At 73.5% G+C, this 10151-nt stretch carries 9 protein-coding genes and 1 pseudogene; 5 read left to right on the forward strand and 5 right to left on the reverse strand.

The window, feature by feature from the left end:
* Positions 1–67: 67 nt before the first annotated feature.
* Together IE317_RS26455 and IE317_RS26460 are read left to right on the forward strand one after the other, a co-directional pair.
* Entirely contained in the window at positions 68–2761 is a 2694-nt protein-coding gene (locus IE317_RS26455) for an ATP-binding protein (protein ID WP_191314042.1), read from the forward strand.
* Positions 2762–2854: 93 nt separating this feature from the next.
* Positions 2855–3883: an alpha/beta fold hydrolase gene (locus tag IE317_RS26460; protein ID WP_191314043.1), complete on the forward strand. Its 1029-nt coding sequence runs from the start codon at positions 2855–2857 to the stop codon at positions 3881–3883.
* Positions 3884–3904: 21 nt separating this feature from the next.
* On the opposite strand, the gene IE317_RS45175 is transcribed toward IE317_RS26460, so the two are convergent.
* The 3 genes from IE317_RS45175 to IE317_RS26470 all read right to left on the reverse strand — a co-directional run bounded on the left by IE317_RS45175 (position 3905) and on the right by IE317_RS26470 (position 6134).
* Positions 3905–4036 (reverse strand): hypothetical protein, encoded by a 132-nt coding sequence (locus IE317_RS45175; protein WP_268246909.1) that lies wholly within the window; start codon positions 4034–4036, stop codon positions 3905–3907.
* Positions 4036–4467 (reverse strand): organic hydroperoxide resistance protein, encoded by a 432-nt coding sequence (locus IE317_RS26465; RefSeq protein ID WP_191314044.1) that lies wholly within the window; start codon positions 4465–4467, stop codon positions 4036–4038. The genes IE317_RS45175 and IE317_RS26465 overlap by 1 nt, the downstream gene beginning before the upstream one ends.
* A 71-nt stretch (positions 4468–4538) precedes the next feature.
* The gene (locus tag IE317_RS26470; RefSeq protein ID WP_191314045.1) at positions 4539–6134 is read right to left on the reverse strand and encodes an ABC-F family ATP-binding cassette domain-containing protein; all 1596 of its coding nucleotides are present in this window, start codon (positions 6132–6134) and stop codon (positions 4539–4541) included.
* 194 nt (positions 6135–6328) lie between these two features.
* Here IE317_RS26470 and IE317_RS26475 point away from each other — a divergent pair, with 194 nt between their 5' ends.
* Positions 6329–7351 (forward strand): NAD-dependent epimerase/dehydratase family protein, encoded by a 1023-nt coding sequence (locus IE317_RS26475; RefSeq protein ID WP_191314046.1) that lies wholly within the window; start codon positions 6329–6331, stop codon positions 7349–7351.
* 1 nt (position 7352) lies between these two features.
* On the opposite strand, the gene IE317_RS26480 is transcribed toward IE317_RS26475, so the two are convergent.
* Positions 7353–7829 (reverse strand): DUF4383 domain-containing protein, encoded by a 477-nt coding sequence (locus IE317_RS26480; RefSeq protein WP_191314047.1) that lies wholly within the window; start codon positions 7827–7829, stop codon positions 7353–7355.
* A gap of 158 nt (positions 7830–7987) precedes the next feature.
* Here IE317_RS26480 and IE317_RS26485 point away from each other — a divergent pair.
* Both IE317_RS26485 and IE317_RS26490 read left to right on the forward strand, forming a co-directional pair.
* Positions 7988–9081: pseudogene (locus IE317_RS26485) on the forward strand (chorismate-binding protein).
* On the forward strand, positions 9078–9659 hold the full coding sequence (locus IE317_RS26490) for an anthranilate synthase component II (RefSeq protein ID WP_191314048.1): 582 nt from the start codon (positions 9078–9080) through the stop codon (positions 9657–9659). The pseudogene IE317_RS26485 and the gene IE317_RS26490 overlap by 4 nt, the downstream one beginning before the upstream one ends.
* Here IE317_RS26490 and IE317_RS26495 read toward each other — a convergent pair.
* Complete coding sequence (locus IE317_RS26495; RefSeq protein WP_191314049.1) at positions 9656–9925, reverse strand: hypothetical protein; 270 nt, start codon at positions 9923–9925, stop codon at positions 9656–9658. The genes IE317_RS26490 and IE317_RS26495 overlap by 4 nt on opposite strands.
* Positions 9926–10151 lie beyond the last annotated feature (226 nt).

The following is a 10151-nucleotide window of genomic DNA, read 5'->3' on the forward strand; positions in this document are numbered from 1 at the left end:
GATGACGCTGCCGGCGTACGTCACTCGGCCGTGAGCTGCGGAAACAGTGTTGGGTAAGGTCGTTTCCATGGCGCTGTGCGGGCGGGACACCGAGCTGAAGGAGCTGGGCGAGCTCGTCGACGGCCCGGAGGACCGCAGCGGTGTCCTGATCCGCGGCGAAGCGGGCATCGGGAAGTCCGCGCTGGTGGCGTCGACGGCCGCGGCGGCGTCGGTGGCGGGGCTGCGGGTGCTGCGCACGACCGGAGCCGAGGCGGAGCGGAACCTCGCCTACGCCGGGCTGCACCAGCTGCTGTACCCGGTCCGGGCCGGCGTGGCGGAGCTGCCCGAGCCCCAGCGCGACGCCCTGCAGACGGCGTTGGGCCTGGCGGCCGGCGCGGAGCCGAGTGCGTACCTGGTCGGGCTGGCGGCGCTGACGTTGCTGGCCGAGGAGGCGGCGGTGAAGCCGCTGCTGTTGGTGGCGGAGGACGCGCACTGGCTGGACCGGGCGAGCGCGGACGCACTGGCGTTCGTGGCGCGGCGGATCGAGACCGAGCCGATCGTCCTGGTGGCGACCCTGCGCGACGGGTTCGAGTCCCCGTTGGCCGACGCGGGCCTGGTACCGATGGCGCTGGACCGGCTGCCCCCGGACCCGGCGGCCTCGCTGCTGGATTCGGTCGCGCCGCGGCTGGCCCCCGCGGTCCGGACGCGGTTGCTCGCGGAGGCGGCGGGATTGCCGCTGGCGTTGACGGAACTGCCCTTGGCGGTGACGTCGCTGGACGGGCTGGATCCGGTGTTGCCACTGACGGAGCGGCTCGAGCGCACGTTCACGGCCCGGGTGGCGGCACTGCCGGAGGTGACGCGCACGGCGTTGCTGGTGGCGGCGCTGAACGAGACGACATCGTTGACAGAGACCCTGGACGCGACAGGTGTCCTGCTGGACATCTCCGCCGATCCCGAAATCCTCGCGCCCGCCGTCGAAGCGCGGCTGATCGAGCTGTCCGCCGGGGCCGTGGCCTTCCGGCACCCCCTCATGCGGTCCGCCATCCCCGCCTCGGCCACCCCGCTCGACCGCCGGAACGCGCACCTCGCCCTCGGCGGGGTCCTCCGCGACCAGCCCGATCGGCGCGCCTGGCACCGGGCCGCCGCCACCGCCGGACCCGATGAGACCGTCGCCGCCGAACTGGAACGGACCGCCGAACGCGCCCGGTTCCGCGGTGGGGCCGCCGCCGCCATCGCCGCCCTCGAACAGGCCGCGCGGCTCAGCGACCAGCCGGACCGCCGGGCCGATCGGCTGCTGCTGGCCGCCGAACTGGCCGTCGAGTCCGGCCGGCGGGAGACCGCCGAACGCCTGGTCCACGCGGCCGGCCCCGCCGATCCCCGCCGCCGGGCCACCGCCGGCCGGTTGCTCAGCGAGTTCGAAGACGGCGTCCGCGAAGACCCGGCCCGCGTCGCCGAACTGGCCCGGACCGCCGCCTCCGTCGCGGACGACGGGCACCCCGACGCCGCCATGCGGATCCTCTGGAGCGCCGCCATGCGCTGCTTCTGGACCGAGCCCGGCCCGGAAGCGCGGCGAGACCTCCTGGACGTCGCCGATCGGCTGCCCATCCCGAACCACGACCCGCGGATCGTGGCCGTCACCGCCTACGTCGCGCCTTTCGAACGCGGCGAAGCCGTCCTGGCCCACCTGCGCGAGCTGGTCGCCAGGACCGGCGCCGATCCCGAGGTCGACCGGTACCTGGGCAGCGCCGCGCTGCAGGTCGGCGCCTTCGACCTCGCCGCCCGGTTCTCCGCCGCCGCGGCCCCCGGGCTGCGGGCCCAGGGCCGGCTCGGGCTGCTGCCGCGGGCGCTGGCCGTCCAGGCGTGGAGCCGCGTCCGGCTTGGTGACCTCGCGGGAGCCGTGCCCGCCGCGGCGGAGGCGGCGCGGTTCGCCCGGGAGACCGGACAGCCGTTCATGGCCGGGCTGGCCACGGCCGTCCAGGCCGAAATCGCCGCCCTGCGCGGCGAGCACAAGCAAGCCAAGACCCTCGCCGACGAAGCCGAGCGCGCCGGGCTCGCGGCCGGTGCCCGGCCCGTCCTGGCCACCGTGCAGCTCACCCGCGGGCTGACCAACCTGGGCGAAGGCCGGTTCGAGGACGCCTTCGCCGACCTGCGCCGGCTGCTCGATCCGGCCGACCCCGCCTACCAGCTGGCGTTGCGCGCGTACTGCGTCGCGGAGCTCACCGAGGCCGCGGTCCGGGCCGGGCGGACCGGCGAGCTGCGGGATGTCGTGGCCGAACTCGAGTGCCTGGACACGCCGTCACCCGCGTTGCACATCGGCCTCCGGTACGCGCGGGCCGTGCTCGACCCCGGCGACGAACGGTTCGCCGAAGCCCTCGATGCCGACCTCGCCGGCTGGCCCGCCGAACGCGGCCGCGTCCACCTGGCCTTCGGCGAGTGGCTGCGGCGGCAGCGGCGGGTCGTCGAATCGCGGACGCACCTGCGCACCGCCCGCAAGACGTTCGACGCGCTCGGCATGGCCGCCTGGGCCGACCGGGCCCGCCGCGAGCTGCGCAGCGCGGGCGAGTCGAGCCCGAACCGCGGCCCGGACGCCCGGGACAAGCTGACCCCGCACGAGCTGAGCATCGCCCAGCTCGCCGCGGAAGGGCTGACGAACCGGGAGATCGGGCAGCGGCTGTACCTTTCGCACCGCACCGTCGGCACCCACCTGCACCGGATCTTCCCCAAGCTGGGCGTGAGCTCCCGCGCCGACCTCGCCGGGATGCTGAAGACCCTCGAAGGATGACGTACACCGGCTGCGTCACCTGACGGGCGCGAGGGTCACCAACCCGCTCCTAACGTCGTGAAAGTCCCACGGTCTTTCGCACAGGAGCAGCAGATGATCAGCAGGAGAAGGTTCGGGCAGGCGTTCGCGGCCGGGCTCGCGGCGACGTCCTTGGCGGCCTGCTCGTCCGGCACCTCCGCCGTCGCGCCCGCCGCGGCACCCGACCTGCGGGCCGGATCCGGGGAACACACCTCGCTCGGGCCGGTCAAGCAGGCCGACGCCGGGGCGCTCACCATGGCCTACCACGAGTTCGGGCCGGCGACCGGGCAGCCGGTCGTGCTGCTGCACGGCTGGCCGTACGACCCGCACAGCTACGTCGACGTCGCCCCGATCCTGGCCGGCGCCGGCTACCGGGTCATCGTCCCCTACCTGCGCGGCTACGGCCCGACGGCGTTCAAGTCCGCCGAGACGGTCCGCAACGGCCAGCAGACGGCCGTGGCGCTCGACGTCATCGCCCTGCTGGACACGCTCAAGATCGGCAAAGCCGTCTTCGGCGGCTACGACTGGGGCGGCCGGACCGTCGACATCATCGCCGCGCTGTGGCCGGAGCGCTGCCAGGCGATCGTCGCGGTGAGCGGGTACATCGTCACCAACCTGGCGGCGAACCAGCAGCCGCTGGCCCCGGCCGCGGAGCTCGGCTGGTGGTACCAGTACTACTTCGCGACCGAGCGCGGCCGCGCCGGCTACGCGGCCAACCGCCACGACTTCAACAAGCTGATCTGGAAGACCGCGTCCCCGGCCTGGCACTTCGACGACGCGACGTACGACCGCAGCGCGGCGGCGTTCGACAACCCGGACCACGTCGACATCGTCATCCACAACTACCGCTGGCGCCTGAGCCTCGCCCCGGGCGAGCCGCAGTACGAGGCGTACGAACGGAAACTGGCGGCCGGCGCGACCATCGGCGTCCCGTCGATCACGATCGGCAGCGACTTCGACGGCGCGGCCAAGGACGGCACGGCCTACCGCGCGAAGTTCACCGGCAAGTACGAACACCGGATCTACGACGGCATCGGCCACAACGTGCCGCAGGAAGCACCCCGGCCGTTCGCCCAGGCGATCATCGACGCCACCCACCTCTGACGACAAGCCGCGGGAGACTGCTCAACGCGCCGCTCGGTGGATCACGTCGACCACCGCGCCGGGCGCCGCCGCAGCGTTCGCGTGCGGTGAATCCATCTCGGTGATCGCCCCGGCGACCGCCACGGCCGCCAGGGCGGTGAGTGCGCGCTTCATCAGGCGACCGTCGCGTCGAGGGTGACCTCGATGTTGCCGCGGGTGGCCTTCGAATACGGGCACACCTGGTGCGCGCCCTGCACCAGGTCGTCGGCCGTGGCCTGGTCGATGCCCGTCGCCTCCAGGTGGAGCACGGCGCTGAGCCGGAACTCGCCCGCCTCGGTGTCGTGGTGCAGGGTCACCTCGGCGACCACGGCGAGGTCGTTCAGCGGCACCTTCTTCGCGCCCGCGACCCGGCGCACGGCCCCGACGAAGCAGGACGCCCAGCCCGCCGCGAACAGCTGCTCCGGGTTGGTGCCGTCGCCCGCGCCGCCGAAGGCCTTGGGCACGGCGAGGGTGACGTCGAGCGCACCGTCGTCGGAGGTCGCGCGGCCGCCGTTGCGGCCCTCCGCGGTGGAGGTGGCGACGGCGGTGTAGGTCACTTCGGACATGTTGTTCCTTTCAGCGGGTGACTTCACCACGCTAGGAATCCCGGAGTGACCGCGGCGACCGTCGCCCGACGTCACCCGTGTACGTCACCGTTTTCGAGCCGCAGCCACCGGTCGACGCCGATCGCGTCGAGGAAGCGTTCGTCGTGGCTCACCACCACGAACGCGCCGCGGAACGCCGTCAGCGCGCTCTCCAGCTGCCCGGTGCTGACCAGGTCCAGGTTGTTCGTCGGCTCGTCCAGCAACAGCAGCTGGGGCGCCGGTTCGGCGAACAGGACGCAGGCGAGCGTGGCCCGCAGCCGTTCCCCGCCGGAGAGGACGCCGACCGGCAGGTGCACCCGGTTGCCGCGGAACAGGAAGCGCGCCAGCAGGTTCATCCGCCGGTCGGCGGGCAGCGCAGGGGCGGCCGCCGCCAGGTTTTCGGCGACGCTGCGGTCGTCGTCCAGCAGGTCCAGACGCTGGGACAGGAAGGCGATCCGGCCCTCGGCGCGGGTCAGCGTGCCGCTGTCGGGCTCGAGGTCGCCGTGCACCAGCCGCAGCAGCGTCGACTTCCCGGCGCCGTTGGGGCCGGTGAGCGCGATCCGCTCGGGACCGCGGATCGCCAGGTCGACGCCGTTGCCGAAGAGCCCGCGCACCCGCAGGCCTTCGCCGAGGAAGAGCGTCCGGCCCGCCGGGACCACCGTCTGCGGCAGCTCCAGGCTGATCTTCTGTTCGGTGCGCAGCTCGCGTTCGGCCTGGTCGAGCTTGGCCTTCGCGGCGCCGACGCGGGCGGCGTGCGTGCCGTCCGCCTTGCCCGCCGATTCCTGCGCGTTGCGCTTCATCGTGCCGGCGAAGATCTTGGGCAACCCGGCGTTGCCGAGGGTGCGCGACGCGGTGCTGGCCCGGCGGGCGGCGCGCTCGCGGGCCTGCTGCATCTCCCGCTTCTCGCGCTTGACCTCCTGCTCGGCGGTGCGGATGTTCTTCTCGGCGACTTCGCGGGCGGACCGGACGGCCTCTTCGTAGGCGGTGAAGTTGCCGCCGTGGAACCGGATTTCGCCGCCGTGGAGCTCGGCGATCCGGTCCATCCGGTCGAGCAGCGCGCGGTCGTGGCTGACCACGAGCAGGCAACCGGACCAGTCGTCGAGCACGGCGTACAGCTTGTGGCGGGCTTCGGCGTCCAGGTTGTTGGTGGGTTCGTCGAGCAGCAGCACGTCCGGGCGCTTCAGCAGCTGCGCGGCGAGGCCCAGTGAAACGATCTGGCCGCCGCTGAGGGTGCTCAGCGTGCGGTCGAGCCCGATGCCGTCGAGGCCGAGCCGGTCGAGCTGGGCGCGGGTGCGTTCCTCGATGTCCCAGTCGGTGCCGATGGTGGTGAAGTGCGTTTCGTCGACGTCGCCGGACTCGACGGCGGCGATGGCACGCAGAACCGGTGCCACGCCGAGGATTTCGGCGACCGACGGTTCTCCGCTCAGCGGCAGGTCCTGCGGCAGGTAGCCGAGCACGCCGTCGGCGGTGACGCTGCCGGCGGCGGGCTTCAGGACGCCGGCGACGAGCTTGAGCAGCGTCGTCTTGCCGGAGCCGTTCGGGGCGACGAGACCGGTGCGGCCGCTCGCGAAGGTGGCGGACAGGCGGTCGAAGACGGGGGTGTCGTCCGGCCAGGAGAAGGACAGGCCGGACAGCACGATTTCGGACATGGCGAAGACCTCGATGGAGTGAACGCGGAAAAGGGGACGTCGACGGCGGCCCGCACCGGCACGGCCGGGGGCCTGCGGACTCCGGGGCTACCCGGAGATGTCGACGTCACCTGCCACGACTGGTCTCCTCACAAAGGGATCTTCCCTTCGAAGATAGCAGGGTTGTCCGCCCGGACCCCGGGTAACCGGCCCGGATGCGCATCGTGGTGACCGGAGCGACCGGCAACATCGGGACCGGGGTCGTGCGCGCGCTGGGCGCGGACCCGCAGGTCGAAACCATCGTCAAGCTGGCAAGACGCCCGGCGGAAGGCGTCGTCACGGCCGACGTCGAACGCGACGACCTCGTGCCGCACTTCCGCGGCGCCGACGCCGTCGTGCACCTGGCGTGGCTGTTCCAGCCCACCCGTCGTCCCGAACGCACCTGGCGGGCGAACGTCCTGGGCTCGATGCGGGTGTTCGAGGCGGCGGCCACGGCGGGCGTGCCCAAGCTCGTCTACACGTCGTCGATCGGGGCGTACTCGCCGCGGGAGGACGACGAGCCGGTGACGGAGGACTGGCCGACGCACGGCTGGCCGGGGGCGGCGTACACGCGCGAAAAGGCCTATCTGGAGCGGTACCTCGACGCGTTCGAGGCCCGGCACCCGAAGCTCGAGGTCGTCCGGATGCGGCCGGGGTTCGTCTTCCAGCGCACTGCCGCGACGGAGCAGCGCCGCCTGTTCGCGGGGCCGTTCGTCCCGGGTTCGCTGGTCCGGCCGGGCCTGGTGCCGGTGGTCCCGGACATCCGCGGCCTGCGGTTCCAGATCGTGCACACGGACGACCTGGCCGACGCCGTCCGCCGCGCGGTGACGCGGCCGGTGCGCGGGGCGTTCAACATCGCGACCGGCCCGGTGGTGGACCCGCGCTTCGCGGCGGACCTGCTGGGTGCGCGCACGATCCAGGTCCCGGCGGGCGTGGTGCGGGCGGCGGTGGACGCGGCCTGGCGCGTGCACGCGATCCCGGCGTCACCGGGCCTGTTCGACGCGGTCATGCGGCTGCCGGTGATGGACACGAGCCGCGCGGAGTCCGAATTGGACTGGCAGCCGGGCCGGGACGCCGCGGCCACGCTGAAGGAGTTCCTCGCGGGGCTGCGCGAGGGCGCCGGCGCGGACACCGCACCGCTGGCCCCGGACCGGCACCGGCTGCACGAGATCTCCACCGGGGTGGGCCGCAAGCCCTGAGTCAGCGGCCCTGCTGCTTCTCCGGCTCCGGGTACTGGCCGCGGGCCCGGTCGGCCGCCGCCGTGGCGATGCCCGCGGCGATCATCGCCACGCCCAGGCCGAGGTGCAGCCAGTCGTCGGCGTTGTCCATGGGGAGGATGTTGGCCGGGCTGTCGTGGTCCATCGCCAGGCCGAACACCCACAGCAGCACGTAGATCCCGCCGCCGATCATCAGGAAGGCCCGCGAGCTGCCGTTGGCGCGTGCGGCCAGCACGCCCAGCACGCCGAACAGCAGGTGGACCAGGTTGTGCAGCACCGACACGGTGAACACGCCGAACAGCTGTGCGCCCGACTCGTGCCCGGCGAACTTCAGCGCGTCGTAGTCCGCGGTGATGCCCGGGATGAACCCGAGCACACCGACGAGCAGGAACGCGATCCCGAACAGCAGGGCGGCGGCCCGGGCGGTGCTCCGCCGGGGCCGGGTGTGGGCTTCGGTCATGGCGCCGGGCTACCCGGCCCCGAACCGGGCAAACCCGGTCACGACGCCGCCAGCGCGCGCACCTCGTCCAGGACCCGGCGCAGCGGCTGCCCGCTCGCCTCCGCGGCCGCCCGTACCTCCTCGTATTCGGGCTGGGTCTGCGCGCTGCCGGGCGGGCCATGCTGACCGCCGGGACCGGCGGGGCCGATCCGGTCCTCGCCGCCGGCGAGCTGGCCGTCTTCTCCCACCCCGGCGGCGGCTCGCCGCTGACCGCCGCCGTGGACCTGCTGCGCGGGCTCGACCTGCCCCCGGAGACCACCGACGCCGAAGCCGCCTGGTTCGGGTTCCTCGGCTACGACGCCGCACGGGACTTCGAGCGGCTGCCGAGCCGTCACCCGGCGACCGACCGGCCGGTGTACGAGTTCTTCCTGCCCGAGGTGCTGGTCCGGTTCGCCGAGGGCCGGGTGATCGGGCGCGGCAGGACCCCCGCCGCCGCCCGCACGGCGGCCGAGCAGGTGGCCCGGACGCTGACCGGCCCGGCGGTCGCGCCGCTCGGGCGGGTGGCGGTGGGAGCCGGCCGGTTCGGGTTCGCCTACGACGAGTACGTCGAGGCCGTCCGCCGCGCCCGGCGGCACATCCTCGACGGCGACGTCTTCCAGCTCGTGCTGTCGAACGCCTGGACCGCACCGGCCACTGTGGACGGACTGCGGGTCTACGAGCGGCTGACGGCGATCAACCCGTCGCCGTACCACTTCTGGCACGCCGGGCCGCGGTTCGAGGCCGTCGGTGCGTCACCGGAGCCGTGCTTGACCTTGTCGGGCGGGAAGGCGCTGATCCGGCCGCTGGCCGGCACCCGGCGGCGCGGCCGCGACGAGCACGCCGACCGGCTGGCCGAAGAGGACCTGTGCACCTGACGTCCGACGTCTGGGGCGAGCCCGCGCGGGAGCGGGGCACCGACGAGCTGATCCGGGCGACCTTCCCGGCCGGGACGATGACCGGGACGCCGAAGGTGCGCGCGATGGAGATCATCGAGGCGCTCGAGCCGTCCCGGCGCTGGCTGTACTCCGGGGCGGTCGGCTCGTTCGGGGTGTCCCACGTGGACCTCTACCTCACGATCCGCAGCATGGTGTGGTGCGACGGCGAGATCCGCATGCAGGCGGGCGGCGGCATCGTCCACGACTCGGACCCGGCCGAAGAGTACGCGGAATGCCTGGCGAAGCTGGGGTCGGGCGCGCGAGCGCTCGGGGTGACGGTGGAAGGGGCGGCCGCGTGATCTGCGTGATCGACAACTACGACTCGTTCGTCTACAACCTGGTGCAGTACCTCGGCACGCTCGGAGCTTCGTGCCAGGTGTACCGCAACGACGAGGTGACGGTGGCCGACGTCGCCGCGCTCGCCCCGGAGCTGGTCCTGATCTCGCCGGGCCCGGGCGACCCGGCGGAGGCGGGCATCTCGGTCGAGCTGGTCCGCCGCCTCGCCGGCCGCGTGCCGCTGCTCGGGGTCTGCCTGGGCCACCAGGCGATCGGCGCGGCGTTCGGTGCCCGGGTGGTGCACGCGGCCGAGCCGATGCACGGCAAGTGCTCCCCGCTCGCCCACGACGGCCGCGGCGTCTTCAGCGGGCTGCGCGACCCGCTGACGGTGGCGCGCTACCACTCCATGGTGCTCGACCCGGCTTCGCTGCCGGCGGAGCAGGCCGTGACGGCCTGGTCGTCGACCGGGGAGGTGATGGGCGTGCGGCACCGGTCGCTGCCGATCGAAGGGGTCCAGTTCCACCCGGAGTCGCTGTTCACCGAGGAGGGCATGGCGATGGTGGCGAACGCGGTGCGCCCGCGGAGCCTCGTGCGCAGCTAGGCGAGTTCGGCGGAGACGACGGACGGCAGCTCGCGCAGCCGGTCGAGCAGGGGGCCGGTCTCCTCGGCCGCCAGCAGGACGGCGCAGACCATGCTGCTCTCGCGGACGCCGTCCTTGACGTCGACGGTCAGCTCGTGGACGAGGCGGCCTTCCAGGGCCCCGACCAGCGGCGCGATCTGTTCGGCACCGCCGACGAAGTAGGTGGCGATGCGGCGGCGCAGCAGCATGGCCGAGCGGGGTGCGGGAACGGCGAAGGAAGTGGACATGGCGGATCTCCCGGGTTCGAGGGGGAACGAGATCGGGGCCAGGTCCCGGAGAAAACGCGGTCGTCGACGCAGCGCGCCGGCGACCTGGGTTCAGCCGGCGCGCCGGGTTACGAGCCGCAAGGACGACATCGGGCGCTGCACGGCGACAGGCTAACACGACCCCGGAACGCCACGCACGGCTCGGCGGGTCGTGAGTGGTGAGGCGGGTTGGAACCCGCCTCACCAC

Source organism: Amycolatopsis bullii (assembly GCF_014654205.1).
Lineage (GTDB): Bacteria > Actinomycetota > Actinomycetes > Mycobacteriales > Pseudonocardiaceae > Amycolatopsis > Amycolatopsis plumensis.